Annotated in this window: 19 protein-coding genes; 15 read left to right on the top strand and 4 right to left on the bottom strand. The window is 52.3% G+C overall.

Going from position 1 to position 18,839, the window contains the following annotated elements; all coding sequences use genetic code 11:
* Positions 1 to 288 precede the first annotated feature (288 nt).
* The 3 genes from brnQ (at position 289) to malZ (ending at position 5,030) form a co-directional block, all read left to right on the top strand.
* On the top strand, positions 289 to 1,608 hold the full coding sequence (gene brnQ, locus ACJHXA_RS05745) for a branched-chain amino acid transporter carrier protein BrnQ (RefSeq protein ID WP_000149639.1): 1,320 nt from the start codon (positions 289 to 291) through the stop codon (positions 1,606 to 1,608).
* A gap of 75 nt (positions 1,609 to 1,683) precedes the next feature.
* On the top strand, positions 1,684 to 3,057 hold the full coding sequence (gene proY / locus ACJHXA_RS05750) for a proline-specific permease ProY (RefSeq protein WP_001295329.1): 1,374 nt from the start codon (positions 1,684 to 1,686) through the stop codon (positions 3,055 to 3,057).
* Between the two features lie 155 nt (positions 3,058 to 3,212).
* Positions 3,213 to 5,030 (top strand): maltodextrin glucosidase, encoded by a 1,818-nt coding sequence (malZ, locus tag ACJHXA_RS05755; RefSeq protein WP_001299113.1) that lies wholly within the window; start codon positions 3,213 to 3,215, stop codon positions 5,028 to 5,030.
* Between the two features lie 4 nt (positions 5,031 to 5,034).
* Here the strand turns inward: malZ and acpH are convergent, their stop codons facing one another.
* Positions 5,035 to 5,616, bottom strand: a complete 582-nt coding sequence (gene acpH / locus ACJHXA_RS05760; RefSeq protein WP_001009884.1) for an ACP phosphodiesterase — start codon at positions 5,614 to 5,616, stop codon at positions 5,035 to 5,037.
* A gap of 92 nt (positions 5,617 to 5,708) precedes the next feature.
* Here acpH and queA point away from each other — a divergent pair, with 92 nt between their 5' ends.
* From queA to yajD, 6 genes are all read left to right on the top strand, one after another.
* Positions 5,709 to 6,779: a tRNA preQ1(34) S-adenosylmethionine ribosyltransferase-isomerase QueA gene (gene queA, locus ACJHXA_RS05765; protein WP_001266503.1), complete on the top strand. Its 1,071-nt coding sequence runs from the start codon at positions 5,709 to 5,711 to the stop codon at positions 6,777 to 6,779.
* A gap of 55 nt (positions 6,780 to 6,834) precedes the next feature.
* Entirely contained in the window at positions 6,835 to 7,962 is a 1,128-nt protein-coding gene (gene tgt / locus ACJHXA_RS05770; protein WP_000667319.1) for a tRNA guanosine(34) transglycosylase Tgt, read from the top strand.
* A 22-nt stretch (positions 7,963 to 7,984) separates the two neighbouring features.
* Positions 7,985 to 8,317, top strand: coding sequence for a preprotein translocase subunit YajC (gene yajC, locus ACJHXA_RS05775; protein ID WP_000007629.1), 333 nt, complete (start codon positions 7,985 to 7,987; stop codon positions 8,315 to 8,317).
* A gap of 27 nt (positions 8,318 to 8,344) precedes the next feature.
* Positions 8,345 to 10,192, top strand: coding sequence for a protein translocase subunit SecD (secD, locus tag ACJHXA_RS05780; RefSeq protein ID WP_000934822.1), 1,848 nt, complete (start codon positions 8,345 to 8,347; stop codon positions 10,190 to 10,192).
* Positions 10,193 to 10,202: 10 nt separating this feature from the next.
* Positions 10,203 to 11,174, top strand: a complete 972-nt coding sequence (secF, locus tag ACJHXA_RS05785) for a protein translocase subunit SecF (protein WP_000046637.1) — start codon at positions 10,203 to 10,205, stop codon at positions 11,172 to 11,174.
* A 128-nt stretch (positions 11,175 to 11,302) separates the two neighbouring features.
* The gene (gene yajD, locus ACJHXA_RS05790; protein WP_000974813.1) at positions 11,303 to 11,650 is read left to right on the top strand and encodes an HNH nuclease YajD; all 348 of its coding nucleotides are present in this window, start codon (positions 11,303 to 11,305) and stop codon (positions 11,648 to 11,650) included.
* 176 nt (positions 11,651 to 11,826) lie between these two features.
* Here the strand turns inward: yajD and tsx are convergent, their stop codons facing one another.
* Complete coding sequence (tsx, locus tag ACJHXA_RS05795; protein WP_001295328.1) at positions 11,827 to 12,711, bottom strand: nucleoside-specific channel-forming protein Tsx; 885 nt, start codon at positions 12,709 to 12,711, stop codon at positions 11,827 to 11,829.
* Between the two features lie 298 nt (positions 12,712 to 13,009).
* Positions 13,010 to 13,549 (bottom strand): DUF3251 domain-containing protein, encoded by a 540-nt coding sequence (locus tag ACJHXA_RS05800; protein WP_001297136.1) that lies wholly within the window; start codon positions 13,547 to 13,549, stop codon positions 13,010 to 13,012.
* Positions 13,550 to 13,699: 150 nt separating this feature from the next.
* Between ACJHXA_RS05800 and nrdR the strand changes: the two genes are divergently transcribed.
* The 6 genes from nrdR to pgpA all read left to right on the top strand — a co-directional run bounded on the left by nrdR (position 13,700) and on the right by pgpA (position 17,805).
* Positions 13,700 to 14,149, top strand: a complete 450-nt coding sequence (gene nrdR / locus ACJHXA_RS05805) for a transcriptional regulator NrdR (RefSeq protein ID WP_000543535.1) — start codon at positions 13,700 to 13,702, stop codon at positions 14,147 to 14,149.
* Between the two features lie 3 nt (positions 14,150 to 14,152).
* Positions 14,153 to 15,256, top strand: coding sequence for a bifunctional diaminohydroxyphosphoribosylaminopyrimidine deaminase/5-amino-6-(5-phosphoribosylamino)uracil reductase RibD (gene ribD / locus ACJHXA_RS05810; RefSeq protein WP_001150472.1), 1,104 nt, complete (start codon positions 14,153 to 14,155; stop codon positions 15,254 to 15,256).
* An 88-nt stretch (positions 15,257 to 15,344) separates the two neighbouring features.
* Positions 15,345 to 15,815: a 6,7-dimethyl-8-ribityllumazine synthase gene (ribE, locus tag ACJHXA_RS05815; RefSeq protein WP_001021161.1), complete on the top strand. Its 471-nt coding sequence runs from the start codon at positions 15,345 to 15,347 to the stop codon at positions 15,813 to 15,815.
* 19 nt (positions 15,816 to 15,834) lie between these two features.
* Positions 15,835 to 16,254, top strand: a complete 420-nt coding sequence (nusB, locus tag ACJHXA_RS05820) for a transcription antitermination factor NusB (protein ID WP_000801125.1) — start codon at positions 15,835 to 15,837, stop codon at positions 16,252 to 16,254.
* Between the two features lie 77 nt (positions 16,255 to 16,331).
* Complete coding sequence (gene thiL, locus ACJHXA_RS05825; protein ID WP_000742089.1) at positions 16,332 to 17,309, top strand: thiamine-phosphate kinase; 978 nt, start codon at positions 16,332 to 16,334, stop codon at positions 17,307 to 17,309.
* A complete protein-coding gene (pgpA, locus tag ACJHXA_RS05830) occupies positions 17,287 to 17,805 on the top strand; it encodes a phosphatidylglycerophosphatase A (RefSeq protein WP_000154044.1) in 519 nt (172 codons plus the stop codon). Before thiL ends, pgpA begins: the two co-directional genes overlap by 23 nt.
* A gap of 53 nt (positions 17,806 to 17,858) precedes the next feature.
* Here pgpA and yajO read toward each other — a convergent pair whose 3' ends face one another.
* Complete coding sequence (yajO, locus tag ACJHXA_RS05835) at positions 17,859 to 18,833, bottom strand: 1-deoxyxylulose-5-phosphate synthase YajO (RefSeq protein ID WP_001199813.1); 975 nt, start codon at positions 18,831 to 18,833, stop codon at positions 17,859 to 17,861.
* Between the last annotated feature and the right edge of the window lie 6 nt (positions 18,834 to 18,839).

Below are 18,839 nucleotides of genomic sequence, written 5' to 3' on the forward strand. Positions count from 1 at the left end.
CATGTCTTTTTCACGGAAATAGTGTTTTATACTGGTTGGTGATTTCTTATCGCTATATACCTCTGGTTTTTAGATCCCTCCTTGCTTTAAAACGTTATAAGCGTTTAAATTGCGCTTCAGGTGCTGTCATACTGACTGCATTAACGCGGTAAATCGAAAAACTATTCTTCGCCGCGCCTGGTTGGGAGTATTTCCCGCTAAAATTGTTTAAATATACCGCTGTATCATCCCCAGGGATTGGCACAAAAATTTAACGTTACAACACCACATCCACAGGCAGTATGATTTATGACCCATCAATTAAGATCGCGCGATATCATCGCTCTGGGCTTTATGACATTTGCGTTGTTCGTCGGCGCAGGTAACATTATTTTCCCTCCAATGGTCGGCTTGCAGGCAGGCGAACACGTCTGGACTGCGGCATTCGGCTTCCTCATTACTGCCGTTGGTCTGCCGGTACTAACGGTAGTGGCGCTGGCAAAAGTTGGCGGCGGTGTTGACAGCCTCAGCACGCCAATCGGTAAAGTCGCTGGCGTACTGCTGGCAACGGTTTGTTACCTGGCGGTGGGGCCGCTTTTCGCTACGCCGCGTACAGCTACCGTTTCCTTTGAAGTGGGGATTGCGCCGCTGACTGGTGATTCCGCGCTGCCGCTGTTTATCTACAGCCTGGTCTATTTCGCTATCGTTATTCTGGTTTCGCTCTATCCGGGCAAGCTGCTGGATACCGTGGGCAACTTCCTTGCGCCGCTGAAAATTATCGCGCTGGTCATCCTGTCTGTTGCCGCGATTGTCTGGCCGGCGGGTTCTATCAGCACGGCGACTGAGGCTTATCAAAACGCTGCGTTTTCTAACGGCTTCGTTAACGGCTATCTGACCATGGATACGCTGGGCGCAATGGTGTTTGGTATCGTTATTGTTAACGCGGCGCGTTCTCGTGGCGTTACCGAAGCGCGTCTGCTGACCCGTTATACCGTCTGGGCTGGCCTGATGGCGGGTGTTGGTCTGACTCTGCTGTACCTGGCGCTGTTCCGTCTGGGTTCAGACAGCGCGTCGCTGGTCGATCAGTCTGCAAACGGCGCTGCTATTCTGCATGCTTACGTTCAGCACACCTTTGGCGGCGGCGGTAGCTTCCTGCTGGCGGCGTTAATCTTCATCGCCTGCCTGGTAACGGCAGTTGGCCTGACCTGTGCTTGTGCAGAATTCTTTGCCCAGTACGTACCGCTCTCTTATCGTACGCTGGTGTTTATCCTCGGCGGCTTCTCGATGGTGGTTTCTAACCTCGGCTTAAGCCAGCTGATCCAGATCTCCGTACCGGTGCTGACCGCTATTTATCCGCCGTGTATCGCACTGGTTGTATTAAGTTTTACACGCTCATGGTGGCATAATTCGTCCCGCGTGATTGCTCCGCCGATGTTTATCAGCCTGCTTTTTGGTATTCTCGACGGGATCAAAGCATCTGCATTCAGCGATATCTTACCGTCCTGGGCTCAGCGTTTACCGCTGGCCGAACAAGGTCTGGCGTGGTTAATGCCAACAGTGGTGATGGTGGTTCTGGCCATTATCTGGGATCGCGCGGCAGGTCGTCAGGTGACCTCCAGCGCTCACTAAATCACTGAACATTTGTTTTAACCACGGGGCTGCGATGCCCCGTGGTTTTTTATTGTGTTGATGGGTTAGGAATTGATGGAAAGTAAGAACAAGCTAAAGCGTGGGCTAAGTACCCGCCACATACGCTTTATGGCACTGGGTTCAGCAATTGGCACCGGGCTGTTTTACGGTTCGGCAGACGCCATCAAAATGGCCGGTCCGAGCGTGTTGTTGGCCTATATTATCGGTGGTATCGCGGCGTATATCATTATGCGTGCGCTGGGGGAAATGTCGGTACATAACCCGGCAGCCAGCTCTTTCTCGCGTTATGCGCAGGAAAACCTCGGCCCGCTGGCAGGTTACATTACCGGCTGGACCTATTGCTTTGAAATCCTTATTGTCGCCATCGCCGATGTGACCGCTTTTGGTATCTATATGGGTGTCTGGTTCCCGACGGTGCCGCACTGGATTTGGGTACTGAGCGTGGTGCTGATCATTTGCGCCGTAAACCTGATGAGCGTGAAGGTCTTCGGTGAGCTGGAATTCTGGTTCTCGTTCTTTAAAGTCGCCACCATCATCATCATGATTGTCGCCGGTTTCGGCATCATCATCTGGGGGATTGGCAACGGCGGGCAACCGACCGGTATTCATAACCTGTGGAGCAACGGCGGCTTCTTCAGTAACGGCTGGCTTGGGATGGTGATGTCGTTGCAAATGGTGATGTTTGCTTACGGTGGGATCGAAATTATCGGGATTACCGCCGGTGAAGCGAAAGATCCTGAAAAATCGATACCGCGTGCGATTAACTCCGTGCCGATGCGTATTCTGGTGTTCTACGTCGGTACGCTGTTCGTCATTATGTCTATCTACCCGTGGAATCAGGTTGGCACTGCCGGTAGCCCGTTCGTGCTGACGTTCCAGCATATGGGCATTACCTTTGCCGCCAGCATTCTTAACTTTGTTGTGCTGACTGCTTCGCTGTCGGCAATTAACAGTGACGTATTTGGCGTAGGCCGTATGCTCCACGGTATGGCAGAGCAGGGCAGCGCGCCGAAAATTTTCAGCAAAACGTCGCGTCGCGGTATTCCGTGGGTTACGGTGCTGGTGATGACTACCGCGCTGCTGTTTGCGGTGTATCTGAACTACATCATGCCGGAAAACGTCTTCCTGGTGATCGCTTCGCTGGCAACCTTCGCCACGGTGTGGGTGTGGATTATGATCCTGCTGTCGCAAATTGCCTTCCGTCGCCGTTTGCCGCCAGAAGAAGTTAAGGCGCTGAAATTTAAAGTGCCGGGTGGGGTAGCAACGACCATCGGCGGTTTGATTTTCCTGCTCTTTATTATCGGGTTGATTGGTTATCACCCGGATACGCGTATCTCGCTGTATGTCGGTTTCGCGTGGATTGTTGTGCTGTTGATTGGCTGGATGTTTAAACGCCGCCACGATCGTCAGCTGGCTGAAAACCAGTAATCCTTGCGTTCTGTAAGCCGGTTCAGGAGGAAATCCTGATCCGGCTATTCCGAAAGTTATCCGCCCCCGTCCTCCTCCCCCAAATATCCTTCAGATGATGAGTGATCCTGCATTAGGCTATGGCAAGGTGATCAGATTTTCATCACAGGGGAATTATGATGTTAAATGCATGGCACCTGCCGGTGCCCCCATTTGTTAAACAAAGCAAAGATCAACTGCTCATTACACTGTGGCTGACGGGCGAAGACCCACCGCAGCGCATTATGCTGCGTACAGAACACGATAACGAAGAAATGTCAGTATCGATGCATAAGCAGCGCAGTCAGCAGCAGCCTGGCGTCACCGCATGGCGTGCGGCGATTGATCTCTCCAGCGGACAACCCCGGCGGCGTTACAGTTTCAAACTGCTGTGGCACGATCGCCAGCGTTGGTTTACACCGCAGGGCTTCAGCCGAATGCCGCCGGCACGACTGGAGCAGTTTGCCGTCGATGTACCGGATATCGGCCCACAATGGGCTGCGGATCAGATTTTTTATCAGATCTTCCCTGATCGTTTTGCGCGTAGTCTTCCTCGTGAAGCTGAACAGGATCATGTCTATTACCATCATGCAGCCGGACAAGAGATCATCTTGCGTGACTGGGATGAACCGGTCACGGCGCAGGCGGGCGGATCAACGTTCTATGGCGGCGATCTGGACGGGATAAGCGAAAAACTGCCGTATCTGAAAAAGCTTGGCGTGACGGCGCTGTATCTCAATCCGGTGTTTAAAGCTCCCAGCGTACATAAATACGATACCGAGGATTATCGCCATGTCGATCCGCAGTTTGGCGGTGATGGGGCGTTGCTGCGCTTACGCCACAATACGCAGCAGCTGGGAATGCGGCTGGTGCTGGATGGCGTGTTTAACCACAGTGGCGATTCCCATGCCTGGTTTGACAGGCACAATCGTGGCACGGGGGGAGCTTGTCACAACCCTGAATCGCCCTGGCGCGACTGGTACTCGTTTAGTGATGATGGCACGGCGCTCGACTGGCTTGGCTATGCCAGCTTGCCGAAGCTGGATTATCAGTCGGAAAGTCTGGTGAATGAAATTTATCGCGGGGAAGACAGTATTGTCCGCCATTGGCTGAAAGCGCCGTGGAGTATGGACGGCTGGCGGCTGGATGTGGTGCATATGCTGGGGGAGGCGGGTGGGGCGCGCAATAATATGCAGCACGTTGCTGGGATCACCGAAGCGGCGAAAGAAACCCAGCCGGAAGCGTATATTGTCGGCGAACATTTTGGCGATGCACGGCAATGGTTACAGGCCGATGTGGAAGATGCCGCCATGAACTATCGTGGCTTCACATTCCCGTTGTGGGGATTTCTTGCCAATACCGATATCTCTTACGATCCGCAGCAAATTGATGCCCAAACCTGTATGGCCTGGATGGATAATTACCGCGCAGGGCTTTCTCATCAACAACAATTACGTATGTTTAATCAGCTCGACAGCCACGATACTGCGCGATTTAAAACGCTGCTCGGTCGGGATATTGCGCGCCTGCCGCTGGCGGTGGTCTGGCTGTTCACCTGGCCTGGTGTACCGTGCATTTATTACGGTGATGAAGTAGGACTGGATGGCAAAAACGATCCGTTTTGCCGTAAACCGTTCCCCTGGCAGGTGGAAAAGCAGGATACGGCGTTATTCGCGCTGTACCAGCGAATGATTGCGCTGCGTAAGAAAAGTCAGGCGCTGCGTCGTGGCGGCTGTCAGGTGCTGTATGCGGAAGATAACGTAGTGGTATTTGTCCGCGTGCTGAATCAGCAACGTGTACTGGTGGCAATCAACCGTGGCGAGGCCTGTGAAGTGGTGCTCCCCGCGTCACCGTTTCTTAATGTCGCGCAATGGCAACGCAAAGAAGGCCATGGGCAACTGACAAACGGGATTCTGGCTTTGCCTGCCATTTCGGCTACGGTATGGATGAACTAACGTTTTATAACGCCTTGTGTGACGCCTGCGCCATCATCCGCGGATAAAACTGCCAGAAGCGGGTTTCGAGGGCGTCATAATGAGCGTCTAAATCGTACCAGGAGTCACGCAGGGCATCCAGACGTGGGCGGCGGCTTGCCATGCCGTTTAACACGTTCTGGATGAAATCCATATCGCGATAGCGCACCAGCCACTGCTCTGACCACAAGTAATTGTTCAGATTGATAAAACGTGGCGGTGAGTCCGGCAAAATCGTCATCACTTGCTCGCGGGCATAACAGACAAATTCCTGTAGCGGAAAGTCCGGCGACAGCTGCGACCAGTGGCGGGAAAGAAAGTGATCCCACATGACATCCAGCGTAATAGGCGCAACGCGGCGAGTTTCACTACGAAACCATTCCCGTGCTTCGCGGACTTCCGGCAGATTGTCGGTTAATACGTCGATACGTCGATGCATATGAATGCCAGCCACGACGTCGGGCGGAAAACTTTCTTCAGGATTTCCGCGTACGAAATCAGCCAGTAAATTGCCGGAAAGCGAGCTTTCCGCGAGATGGGCTAAATGCAGGTGAGCTAAAAAATTCATCGATTATATTCTATCCAAAAGGGGGTAAAGGTTGCAGGGAGAGCGCCCCGGCACTAGACTACCCGCCTCTTATTTTAGTCTGAGTCAGTGTCATGCGCGTTACCGATTTCTCCTTTGAATTGCCCGAATCCCTGATTGCCCACTATCCCATGCCTGAACGCAGTAGCTGTCGTTTACTGTCGCTGGACGGGCCGACGGGCGCGCTGACGCACGGTACTTTCACCGATTTACTTGATAAGCTCAACCCCGGCGATCTTCTGGTTTTTAATAATACCCGCGTGATCCCGGCGCGCCTGTTTGGGCGTAAAGCCAGCGGCGGCAAGATTGAAGTGCTGGTTGAACGGATGCTCGACGACAAACGCATTCTTGCGCATATTCGCGCCTCGAAAGCGCCAAAACCTGGCGCAGAACTGCTGCTGGGCGATGACGAAAGTATTAACGCAACAATGACCGCGCGCCACGGCGCACTGTTTGAAGTCGAATTTAATGATGAACGCTCGGTGCTGGATATTCTCAACAGCATCGGCCATATGCCGCTGCCGCCGTATATCGACCGTCCGGACGAAGACGCTGACCGCGAACTTTATCAAACCGTTTATAGCGAAAAACCGGGCGCGGTTGCAGCCCCGACCGCAGGTCTGCATTTTGACGAACCTTTGCTGGAAAAATTACGCGCCAAAGGCGTGGAGATGGCGTTTGTGACGTTGCACGTTGGTGCGGGCACCTTCCAGCCGGTGCGCGTCGACACCATTGAAGATCACATCATGCACTCGGAATACGCTGAAGTGCCGCAGGATGTGGTAGACGCGGTACTGGCGGCGAAAGCGCGCGGTAACCGGGTGATTGCGGTTGGCACCACCTCAGTACGTTCGCTGGAAAGCGCGGCTCAGGCGGCGAAAAACGATCTTATCGAACCGTTCTTTGACGATACCCAAATCTTTATCTATCCGGGCTTCCAGTACAAAGTGGTCGATGCGCTGGTGACAAACTTCCACCTGCCGGAATCGACGCTGATTATGCTGGTTTCGGCCTTTGCCGGTTATCAACACACCATGAATGCCTATAAAGCAGCGGTAGAAGAGAAATATCGCTTTTTTAGTTACGGTGATGCGATGTTTATCACGTACAATCCGCAGGCAATTAATGAGCGCGTCGGGGAGTAATTCCGCGGCGCTGGTTTAAAACGTTGGACTGTTTTTCTGACGTAGTGGAGAAAAAATGAAATTTGAACTGGACACCACCGACGGTCGCGCACGCCGTGGCCGCCTGGTCTTTGATCGTGGCGTAGTGGAAACGCCTTGTTTTATGCCTGTTGGCACCTACGGCACCGTAAAAGGGATGACGCCGGAAGAAGTTGAAGCCACTGGCGCGCAAATTATCCTCGGCAACACCTTCCACCTGTGGCTGCGCCCGGGCCAGGAAATCATGAAACTGCACGGCGATCTGCACGATTTTATGCAGTGGAAGGGGCCGATCCTCACCGACTCCGGCGGTTTCCAGGTCTTCAGCCTTGGCGATATTCGTAAAATCACCGAACAGGGCGTGCACTTCCGTAACCCGATCAACGGCGATCCGATTTTCCTCGATCCTGAAAAATCAATGGAGATTCAGTACGATCTTGGTTCGGATATCGTCATGATCTTTGATGAGTGTACGCCGTATCCTGCTGACTGGGATTACGCAAAACGCTCCATGGAGATGTCTCTGCGTTGGGCGAAGCGTAGCCGTGAGCGTTTTGACAGTCTCGGAAACAAAAATGCGCTGTTTGGTATCATTCAGGGCAGCGTTTACGAAGATTTACGTGATATTTCTGTTAAAGGTCTGGTAGATATCGGTTTTGATGGCTACGCTGTCGGCGGTCTGGCTGTGGGTGAGCCGAAAGCAGATATGCACCGCATTCTGGAGCATGTATGCCCGCAAATTCCGGCAGACAAACCGCGTTACCTGATGGGCGTTGGTAAACCAGAAGACCTGGTTGAAGGCGTACGTCGTGGTATCGATATGTTTGACTGCGTAATGCCAACCCGCAACGCCCGAAATGGTCATTTGTTCGTGACCGATGGCGTGGTGAAAATCCGCAATGCGAAGTATAAGAGCGATACTGGCCCACTCGATCCTGAGTGTGATTGCTACACCTGTCGCAATTATTCACGCGCTTACTTGCATCATCTTGACCGTTGCAACGAAATATTAGGCGCGCGACTCAACACCATTCATAACCTTCGTTACTACCAGCGTTTGATGGCGGGTTTACGCAAGGCTATTGAAGAGGGTAAATTAGAGAGCTTCGTAACTGATTTTTACCAGCGTCAGGGGCGAGAAGTACCACCTTTGAACGTTGATTAATATTAATAATGAGGGAAATTTAATGAGCTTTTTTATTTCTGATGCGGTAGCGGCAACGGGTGCACCGGCGCAAGGTAGCCCGATGTCTTTGATTTTGATGCTGGTGGTATTCGGTCTGATTTTCTATTTCATGATCCTGCGTCCACAGCAGAAGCGCACCAAAGAACACAAAAAGCTGATGGACTCCATTGCCAAAGGTGATGAAGTTCTGACGAACGGTGGCCTGGTTGGTCGCGTAACCAAAGTAGCGGAAAACGGCTACATTGCTATCGCGCTGAATGACACCACTGAAGTAGTTATTAAACGTGACTTCGTAGCTGCCGTCCTGCCGAAAGGCACCATGAAGGCGCTGTAATTAAAATTTTTCCCTAAGGGAATTGCCGTGTTAAACCGTTATCCTTTGTGGAAGTACGTCATGCTGATCGTGGTGATTGTCATCGGTCTGCTGTATGCGCTTCCCAACCTGTTTGGTGAGGATCCGGCTGTTCAGATCACTGGTGCGCGCGGAGTCGCCGCCAGTGAGCAAACGCTGATCCAGGTCCAGAAAACGTTACAAGAAGAAAAAATAACTGCTAAGTCTGTGGCACTGGAAGAGGGCGCTATTCTTGCGCGCTTCGACTCCACTGACACCCAGCTGCGCGCTCGTGAAGCATTAATGGGCGTTATGGGTGACAAATACGTCGTGGCGCTTAACCTTGCCCCGGCAACGCCGCGCTGGCTGGCAGCTATTCACGCTGAGCCGATGAAGCTCGGCCTTGACCTGCGTGGCGGCGTTCACTTCCTGATGGAAGTGGATATGGACACCGCGCTTGGCAAACTCCAGGAACAAAATATCGATAGCCTGCGCAGCGATCTGCGTGAAAAGGGCATCCCGTATACCACCGTTCGTAAAGAAAACAACTACGGCCTGAGCATTACTTTCCGCGATGCTAAAGCTCGTGATGAAGCCATTGCGTATCTGAGCAAGCGCCATCCGGACCTGGTGATTAGTAGCCAGGGCAGCAACCAGCTGCGTGCGGTAATGAGCGATGCTCGTCTGAGTGAAGCGCGTGAATATGCGGTGCAGCAGAACATCAATATCCTGCGTAACCGTGTAAACCAACTTGGCGTGGCGGAGCCGGTGGTTCAGCGTCAGGGTGCTGACCGTATCGTTGTTGAACTGCCAGGTATTCAGGACACTGCGCGTGCGAAAGAGATTCTGGGTGCGACGGCAACGCTGGAATTCCGTCTGGTAAACACCAACGTTGACCAGGCCGCTGCGGCATCCGGTCGCGTACCGGGCGACTCTGAAGTGAAACAGACCCGCGAAGGTCAGCCAGTTGTGCTGTACAAACGCGTAATTCTGACCGGTGACCATATCACCGACTCCACTTCCAGCCAGGACGAATACAACCAACCGCAGGTTAACATCTCGCTCGATAGCGCTGGTGGTAACATCATGTCTAACTTCACTAAGGACAACATCGGCAAACCGATGGCAACCCTGTTTGTGGAGTACAAAGACAGCGGTAAGAAAGATGCAAATGGTCGTGCGGTTCTGGTGAAACAGGAAGAGGTGATTAACATCGCCAACATCCAGTCTCGTCTGGGTAACAGCTTCCGTATCACCGGCATCAACAACCCGAACGAAGCCCGTCAGCTGTCACTGCTGCTGCGTGCCGGTGCGTTGATCGCGCCGATTCAGATTGTTGAAGAACGTACCATTGGCCCAACCCTGGGTATGCAGAACATTGAACAGGGGCTGGAGGCTTGCCTTGCCGGTCTGCTGGTTTCTATTCTGTTCATGATCATCTTCTATAAGAAGTTTGGTCTGATTGCGACCAGTGCTCTGATTGCCAACTTGATCTTAATCGTCGGCATTATGTCGCTGTTGCCAGGCGCAACGCTGAGTATGCCAGGTATCGCGGGTATCGTCTTAACCCTTGCGGTGGCGGTCGATGCGAACGTACTGATCAACGAACGTATTAAAGAAGAGTTGAGCAACGGACGTACTGTTCAACAGGCAATTGATGAAGGTTATCGTGGCGCATTCAGTTCTATCTTCGATGCGAACATCACCACGCTGATTAAAGTCATCATCCTGTACGCAGTGGGTACCGGGGCAATTAAAGGGTTCGCGATTACTACCGGTATCGGTGTGGCGACGTCGATGTTTACCGCGATTGTCGGTACGCGTGCCATCGTAAACCTGCTATATGGCGGCAAGCGCGTCAAGAAGCTGTCAATCTGAGGAGTGCGATGTGGCACAGGAATATACTGTTGAACAACTAAACCACGGCCGTAAAGTCTATGACTTTATGCGCTGGGACTACTGGGCTTTCGGCATCTCTGGTCTGCTGTTAATCGCCGCTATCGTTATTATGGGCGTGCGCGGCTTTAACTGGGGGCTGGATTTCACCGGTGGTACGGTTATCGAAATTACGCTCGAAAAACCGGCTGAAATTGACGTAATGCGTGATGCATTGCAAAAAGCCGGTTTTGAAGAGCCAATGCTGCAAAACTTTGGTAGCAGCCACGACATCATGGTCCGTATGCCGCCTGCTGAAGGCGAAACCGGCGGTCAGGTGCTGGGCAGCCAGGTTCTGAAGGTGATTAACGAATCCACCAATCAGAATGCAGCAGTGAAGCGTATTGAGTTCGTCGGTCCGAGCGTGGGGGCAGACCTTGCGCAAACCGGTGCGATGGCGTTGATGGCAGCGCTGCTGTCTATCCTCGTGTACGTAGGTTTCCGCTTTGAGTGGCGACTGGCGGCAGGGGTGGTTATTGCGCTGGCGCACGACGTTATCATTACGCTGGGTATTTTGTCGTTATTCCATATCGAGATTGACCTGACCATTGTGGCATCGTTGATGTCGGTTATCGGTTACTCGCTTAACGACAGTATCGTGGTATCGGACCGTATTCGTGAAAACTTCCGCAAGATCCGTCGCGGTACGCCTTACGAAATCTTTAACGTGTCCTTGACCCAGACGCTGCACCGTACCTTGATCACATCCGGTACTACCTTGATGGTTATCCTGATGCTGTACCTCTTCGGTGGTCCGGTACTGGAAGGCTTCTCGCTGACCATGCTTATCGGTGTTTCCATCGGTACTGCATCTTCCATCTATGTGGCATCTGCGTTGGCTCTGAAACTGGGTATGAAGCGCGAACACATGTTGCAGCAGAAAGTGGAAAAAGAAGGGGCGGATCAGCCGTCAATTCTGCCTTAATCAAGTTCCCGTTGATGTTGAAAATCCCGGTCAGAAGATCGGGATTTTTTTTGATGTATGGAGATTGCGAAAATCCCCGCATCTTGGGAAACTGCGCGTAACCCTACATTTCATCCAGGTAACTTTTCATGGCTATCATCCCAAAAAACTATGCGCGGTTAGAAAGCGGCTATCGCGAAAAAGCATTAAAAATCTATCCGTGGGTCTGCGGTCGCTGTTCCCGCGAGTTTGTCTATTCCAACCTGCGTGAACTTACTGTTCACCACATTGATCACGACCATACCAATAACCCGGAAGATGGCAGTAACTGGGAATTGCTTTGTCTCTATTGCCACGATCATGAGCATTCGAAATATACCGAAGCGGATCAGTATGGTACGACCGTTATCGCAGGGGAAGATGCGCAGAAAGATGTCGGTGAAGCGAAGTACAACCCATTCGCTGACCTGAAAGCGATGATGAACAAGAAGAAGTGATTAAAACGTAAAATTGCCTGATGCGCTACGCTTATCAGGACTACGTTATTTCAGCAATATATTGAATTTACGTGCTTTTGTGGGTCGGACAAAGCGTTTACGCCGCATCCGGCATGAACAAAGCGCACGTTGTTAACAATCTGAAATGCCGGGAATAAATCCCGGCATTTTCATAATCAGAAGTTGTAACCTACAACCAGGTAACCACCCCAGCCGGTAGAGCGAACGTTGAAGTTGCCGTTGCCGAAGTTCAGTTCTGCATCGTCGTTCCACTGACCACCGTCGTGCCAGTAACGAGCTACGACAGAGTAGTGCCAGTGATCGTAGTTCAGAGCCAGAATATGGCTGGAAGCGATAGAGTTATTAGTACGGGTCTTAATACCGTTGATTGCGTTACCGCTGTCATCCCCTAAATCGGAACCCCAGTCGAAGTTGGTGAAGCCGATGTAGCTCAGCTGACCGCCCCACAGATCGGTAATCGGCACAAAGTATTTAATTTTGAAACGGTAACCGTCCCACTCGTTTTCGTTCGCTGCGCCATAGTTCTGCCACTGGTATTTCGCATAGACGTTCATGGACAGGCTCATCGGCAGACCAGTATCGATGTCGGTACCCAGACCCATATACCAGGTGCTCTGGCGACCATCTTTATTACGACCCATGTCGTAAATGTAGTTGTTCGCGAAGTACCACTCTTTGAACGGACCGAAGCTAAGGTCAGTATTGGTCAGCTTGTCGATGGAGAAACGTGGTTCGATTTCCATAAACAGCGGAGAGCCGTGGTTCCAGATACCTTTGGCATCGGAGTTACCGCCGAAGAATACCGGCGCATCCGCATAACCATAGAAGTCGAACCAGTCTTTTTTAGCGAATGCTTCGTACTCAAGGTAGGTATCGTTGCGGATCTGCGGTCCAAAACGGGTGTGATAGCTTCCGACAACGTTAACGCTCTGGTGCCACCAGTCGGAAAGATACTGCGGTTTGTCGTTTTCAGCTGCGTTGACAGTAAAAGACGAAGAGAGCGCCAGTACCGCACCGGCTGCCAGTAATGTTTTTTTCATATGTATGCCACTGTTTGAAAATCCCTTGCGGGAGTGAAAAAGGCGCAAATTGCGTTTCTAAATATTTCGTATACAGAGGAGCCTATTATAAAAATCATTGCTCACAAAAATATGTTTCGTTTCACAGTTCTATCATTTACGTAATCGATTGCGTTCACGTTTACACACATTCGGGCGGGGATTGTACTGACTTTCGCCCTTGTTGCAAACTTTTACTATCAATCCAGGTGATGTAAGCAGAGTAACAAAATGACGGGGAAATATGTTGCGGGACGCACAAAATCGTCCCGAAATACGTTTACTGCATAACAGGTTGAATGTCGTGGATACGTACAAAGCCTAACTGATCCACAGAAATCCCCTTTAATTGTAACGGAATATCAACATCGCTGGGGGCGAGGACGCTGGCAGGGGCATTAATCAATTGATTCTGCACATTGATTTCCTGAAAGTTGTCTATTGTTCCCTGAATTTGCCCATATTCAACAGTTCCGCTGAATGCGGGCAAGGGATCATTCGACTCGCCCTGAATACGTAGCGTCAGGGTGGTGCCATCTGCATCAGGCGTAATATTCACCAGCGACATACGTAAAGTACCGATCTGGCTTTCCAGTCTTGCCGGTGTTTTCGCTCCAGGCAGAAGGTAAACCCCACTGCTGGATTTTGCATTCAGCCTGTTTTGCTGAGTGATTTTGACCGTTTCTTTATTGAGTTGCGTCATCTCCTGGTTCAGCGTGCTGACGCTGTGTTTCATCTGTCGCACTTCGCTCTGCTGCACACAGGCGCTAAGGCTGAACAGGCTTCCCAGCAGGAGCAGTCGAAAAACGTTAGTATTCATAGGTCGTCCCTTTCTCGTCGCAATTAGCCTAATGGTAGAGGGTAAAAGCAGCGAAAGCATCGATCCTTTATCTCAAAAGCGTTGCGCCTTTGTTGTATCGTCAGTTCAGGGTAAAATAGATTTCTGTTAACCACCTGGTCAGGACGCCGTATGCATTGCCCATTCTGTTTCGCCGTGGACACTAAGGTAATTGACTCTCGTCTCGTGGGCGAGGGTTCATCCGTACGCCGCCGTCGGCAGTGTCTGGTGTGTAATGAACGTTTCACCACCTTTGAAGTGGCGGAGCTGGTTATGCCGCGTGTTGTAAAAAGCAACGACGTGCGTGAACCGTTTAATGAAGAGAAATTGCGTAGCGGAATGCTGCGGGCGCTGGAAAAACGTCCGGTGAGTTCCGATGACGTCGAAATGGCAATCAATCATATTAAATCGCAGCTGCGCGCCACCGGTGAGCGCGAAGTACCGAGCAAGATGATTGGCAATCTGGTGATGGAGCAATTGAAAAAGCTCGATAAAGTCGCCTATATCCGTTTTGCCTCTGTCTACCGCAGTTTCGAAGATATCAAAGAATTTGGCGAAGAGATCGCGCGCCTGGAGGACTAAGCCGTGCAGGACGAGTATTACATGGCGCGGGCGCTAAAGCTGGCGCAACGAGGACGTTTTACCACGCATCCCAACCCGAATGTCGGGTGCGTCATTGTCAAAGATGGCGAAATTGTCGGTGAAGGTTACCACCAACGTGCGGGTGAACCACATGCCGAAGTACACGCGTTGCGTATGGCGGGTGAAAAAGCCAAAGGTGCGACCGCCTATGTCACACTCGAACCCTGTAGCCATCATGGTCGTACGCCACCGTGCTGTGACGCACTCATCGCCGCTGGCGTAGCGCGCGTGGTTGCCTCGATGCAAGATCCTAACCCGCAGGTCGCTGGGCGTGGACTTTACCGTCTGCAACAGGCTGGCATTGACGTCAGCCACGGGCTGATGATGAGTGAAGCCGAGCAATTGAATAAAGGCTTTCTCAAGCGGATGCGCACCGGCTTTCCTTATATTCAGTTAAAACTTGGCGCATCGCTTGATGGCCGCACGGCGATGGCGAGCGGCGAAAGCCAGTGGATCACTTCGCCTCAGGCGCGGCGCGACGTACAACGACAGCGCGCACAAAGTCATGCCATTTTAACCAGCAGCGCCACGGTGCTGGCGGATGATCCAGCCTTAACAGTGCGTTGGTCTGAACTGGATGAACAAACTCAGGCGCTCTACCCGCAACAAAATCTCCGCCAGCCAGTACGTATTGTGATTGATAGCCAAAATCGCGTGACGCCGGAACATCGCATTGTGCAGCAGCCCGGCGAAACCTGGTTCGCGCGTACGCAGGAAGATTCTAGTGAGTGGCCGGAAACGGTGCGTACCTTGCTGATTCCAGAGCATAAAGGTCATCTGGATCTGGTTGTACTGATGATGCAACTGGGTAAACAGCAAATTAACAGCATCTGGGTGGAAGCGGGGCCAACGCTCGCTGGCGCATTGCTGCAGGCGGGTTTAGTCGATGAGCTGATTGTCTATATCGCACCTAAACTATTAGGCAGCGACGCCCGCGGATTATGCACGCTGCCAGGGCTTGAGAAATTAGCCGACGCCCCCCAATTTAAATTCAAAGAGATACGTCATGTAGGCCCGGATGTTTGCCTGCATTTAGTGGGTGCATGATCTCCCGGCTCGAAAGGGAAGCAGCGCACGAAATATTATGCTAAAATCCGCCCCCCTGCGGGGCCATACTCGAACCCGAAGGAAGAAAATGAACATTATTGAAGCTAACGTTGCTACCCCGGACGCTCGCGTCGCCATCACCATCGCGCGTTTCAACAACTTTATCAATGACAGCCTGCTGGAAGGTGCAATTGACGCACTGAAACGTATCGGTCAGGTAAAAGATGAAAACATTACCGTTGTTTGGGTGCCTGGTGCCTATGAGCTGCCGCTGGCGGCGGGTGCACTGGCTAAAACCGGTAAATACGACGCGGTGATTGCGCTGGGTACGGTTATTCGTGGTGGCACTGCCCACTTTGAATATGTCGCTGGTGGTGCAAGCAACGGCCTGGCGCATGTTGCCCAGGACAGCGAAATTCCGGTTGCTTTTGGGGTTCTGACCACTGAAAGCATTGAACAAGCGATCGAACGTGCTGGCACCAAAGCTGGCAACAAAGGTGCAGAAGCTGCACTGACCGCGCTTGAAATGATTAATGTATTGAAAGCCATCAAGGCCTGAAATTAGTAAGGGGAAATCCGTGAAACCTGCTGCTCGTCGCCGCGCTCGTGAGTGTGCCGTCCAGGCGCTCTACTCCTGGCAGTTGTCCCAGAACGACATCGCTGATGTTGAATACCAGTTCCTGGCTGAACAGGATGTAAAAGACGTTGACGTCCTGTACTTCCGTGAGCTGCTGGCCGGGGTGGCGACTAACACCGCATACCTCGACGGACTGATGAAGCCATACCTGTCCCGCCTGCTGGAAGAACTGGGACAGGTAGAAAAAGCAGTACTGCGCATTGCGCTGTACGAGCTGTCTAAACGTAGCGATGTGCCATACAAAGTGGCCATTAACGAAGCGATCGAACTGGCGAAATCGTTCGGCGCAGAAGACAGCCATAAGTTCGTCAACGGCGTACTCGATAAAGCAGCACCTGTGATTCGCCCTAACAAAAAGTGATATCCAGGCCGGTAGATTCACGGAAGACCGTTCCGCGATCGCCGGCCTTTTCTTTTTTACCTGCTGAGGCATAACGTATGGCATGTGGCGAGTTCTCCCTGATTGCCCGTTATTTTGACCGTGTAAGAAGTTCTCGTCTTGATGTCGAACTGGGCATCGGCGACGATTGCGCTCTTCTCAATATCCCCGAGAAACAGACCCTGGCGATCAGCACTGATACGCTGGTGGCGGGCAACCACTTCCTCCATGATATCGATCCTGCTGATCTGGCGTATAAAGCACTGGCGGTGAACCTAAGCGATCTGGCAGCGATGGGGGCCGATCCGGCCTGGCTGACGCTGGCATTAACCTTACCGGACGTAGACGAAGCGTGGCTTGAGTCCTTCAGCGACAGTTTGTTTGATCTTCTCAATTATTACGATATGCAACTCATTGGCGGCGATACCACGCGTGGGCCATTATCAATGACGTTGGGTATCCACGGCTTTGTTCCGATGGGACGAGCCTTAACGCGCTCTGGAGCGAAACCGGGTGACTGGATCTATGTGACCGGTACACCGGGCGATAGCGCCGCCGGGCTGGCGATTTTGCAAAACCGTTTGCAGGTTGCCGATGCTAAAGATGCGGACTACTTGATCAAACGTCATCTCCGTCCATCGCCGCGTATTTTACAGGGACAGGCACTGCGCGATCTGGCAAATTCAGCTATCGATCTCTCTGACGGTCTGATTTCCGATCTCGGGCATATCGTGAAAGCCAGCGACTGCGGCGCACGTATTGACCTGGCATTGCTGCCGTTTTCTGATGCGCTTTCTCGCCATGTTGAACCGGAACAGGCGCTGCGCTGGGCGCTCTCTGGCGGTGAAGATTACGAGTTGTGTTTCACTGTGCCGGAACTGAACCGTGGCGCGCTGGATGTGGCTCTCGGACACCTGGGCGTACCGTTTACCTGTATCGGGCAAATGACCGCCGATATCGAAGGGCTTTGTTTTATTCGTGACGGCGAACCTGTCACGTTTGACTGGAAAGGATATGACCATTTTGCCACGCCATAAAGATGTCGCGAAAAGTCGCCTGAAGATGAGTAATCCGTGGCATCTGCTTGCTGTCGGATTCGGAAGTGGATTAAGCCCAATCGTTCCTGGCACGATGGGATCGCTGGCAGCGATTCCGTTCTGGTATCTGATGACCTTTTTACCCTGGCAGCTCTACTCGCTGGTGGTGATGTTGGGGATCTGTATCGGCGTCTATCTTTGTCATCAAACGGCGAAAGATATGGGCGTGCACGATCACGGCAGCATTGTCTGGGACGAATTTATTGGTATGTGGATCACGCTCATGGCGCTGCCGACCAATGACTGGCAGTGGGTTGCCGCCGGGTTTGTGATTTTCCGTATTCTGGATATGTGGAAGCCGTGGCCGATCCGCTGGTTTGATCGCAATGTACATGGCGGCATGGGGATCATGATCGATGATATTGTCGCCGGGGTGATCTCCGCAGGTATCCTGTACTTTATCGGTCATCACTGGCCGCTGGGTATTCTGTCGTAGTTGTGCACCAGTGCCTGATGTGACGCTTGTTGCGTCTCATCAGGCCTGGACTCTTATTTAAATCCTACGACCGCATGCGGTTTATACGGCGTTTCCAGTTCGGCAATCTGTTCTGGCTTCAAAGTGATATCCACCGCGTTCAGCAGCTCATCAAGCTGTTCTTCCCGCGATGTACCGATAATCGGTGCGGCAATGCCCGGTTTACTCAACAACCAGGCCAGCGCAACTTGTGCTCGTGTTGCACCGAGTTCTTCACTGACGCCCGTTAACCGCTCTGCGATCTGCGCGTCATTTTCATCGCTTTCTTTATAGAGATTTCTCCCCACCTCATCAGACACCAGTCGTGCGGTAGTTTCTCCCCACGGACGCGTCAGTCGCCCCCGCGCCAGCGGGCTCCACGGAATCACCGCCACGCCCTCCTGATAACACAGAGGCAGCATCTCACGCTCTTCTTCGCGATAAATCAGATTGTAGTGATCCTGCATACTGATAAACTGCGCCCAGCCGTGCTGTTTTTGTAGCTTCAGGGCCTGAGCAAACTGCGAAGCGTGCATGGATGACGCGCCGATATAACGCGCTTTCCCGGCTTTTACCACGTCGTTCAGGGCTTCCAGCGTCTCTTCGATCGGCGTGTTGTAATCCCAGCGATGAATTTGCAGGATATCGACATAATCCATGCCGAGACGGCGCAGGCTGTCGTCGATAGAGCGCAAAATTTGTGCACGGGATAATCCTTCCGGTAAATCACCAACGCGATGGAACACTTTCGTCGCAACGACCACGTCTTCACGACGGGCGAAATCCCGCAGTGCGCGACCAACGATCTCTTCGCTGCTGCCATCGGAATAGCTATTGGCGGTATCAAAGAAATTTATGCCGCCTTCCAGTGCACGTTTAATTATGGGACGGCTGCTTTCTTCCGGCAGTGTCCATGCGTGATTACCGCGATCTGGCTCGCCAAAGGTCATACAGCCGAGGCAAAGTCGGGAAACGCGAAGGTCGGTTTTTCCTAAGGGGTTGTATTGCATGCTGCC

Source organism: Escherichia sp. WS33, from assembly GCF_046486385.1.
GTDB lineage: Bacteria > Pseudomonadota > Gammaproteobacteria > Enterobacterales > Enterobacteriaceae > ECMA0423.

What these genes read in the sequence shown, in the direction of transcription:
- brnQ (WP_000149639.1), top strand. Translation starts at nt 289, where the DNA reads ATGACCCATCAATTAAGATCGCGCGATATCATCGCTCTGGGCTTTATG.
- proY (WP_001295329.1), top strand. Translation starts at nt 1,684, where the DNA reads ATGGAAAGTAAGAACAAGCTAAAGCGTGGGCTAAGTACCCGCCACATA.
- malZ (WP_001299113.1), top strand. Translation starts at nt 3,213, where the DNA reads ATGATGTTAAATGCATGGCACCTGCCGGTGCCCCCATTTGTTAAACAA.
- acpH (WP_001009884.1), bottom strand. Translation starts at nt 5,616, where the DNA reads ATGAATTTTTTAGCTCACCTGCATTTAGCCCATCTCGCGGAAAGCTCG.
- queA (WP_001266503.1), top strand. Translation starts at nt 5,709, where the DNA reads ATGCGCGTTACCGATTTCTCCTTTGAATTGCCCGAATCCCTGATTGCC.
- tgt (WP_000667319.1), top strand. Translation starts at nt 6,835, where the DNA reads ATGAAATTTGAACTGGACACCACCGACGGTCGCGCACGCCGTGGCCGC.
- yajC (WP_000007629.1), top strand. Translation starts at nt 7,985, where the DNA reads ATGAGCTTTTTTATTTCTGATGCGGTAGCGGCAACGGGTGCACCGGCG.
- yajD (WP_000974813.1), top strand. Translation starts at nt 11,303, where the DNA reads ATGGCTATCATCCCAAAAAACTATGCGCGGTTAGAAAGCGGCTATCGC.
- tsx (WP_001295328.1), bottom strand. Translation starts at nt 12,711, where the DNA reads ATGAAAAAAACATTACTGGCAGCCGGTGCGGTACTGGCGCTCTCTTCG.
- ACJHXA_RS05800 (WP_001297136.1), bottom strand. Translation starts at nt 13,549, where the DNA reads ATGAATACTAACGTTTTTCGACTGCTCCTGCTGGGAAGCCTGTTCAGC.
- nrdR (WP_000543535.1), top strand. Translation starts at nt 13,700, where the DNA reads ATGCATTGCCCATTCTGTTTCGCCGTGGACACTAAGGTAATTGACTCT.
- ribE (WP_001021161.1), top strand. Translation starts at nt 15,345, where the DNA reads ATGAACATTATTGAAGCTAACGTTGCTACCCCGGACGCTCGCGTCGCC.
- thiL (WP_000742089.1), top strand. Translation starts at nt 16,332, where the DNA reads ATGGCATGTGGCGAGTTCTCCCTGATTGCCCGTTATTTTGACCGTGTA.
- pgpA (WP_000154044.1), top strand. Translation starts at nt 17,287, where the DNA reads ATGACCATTTTGCCACGCCATAAAGATGTCGCGAAAAGTCGCCTGAAG.
- yajO (WP_001199813.1), bottom strand. Translation starts at nt 18,833, where the DNA reads ATGCAATACAACCCCTTAGGAAAAACCGACCTTCGCGTTTCCCGACTT.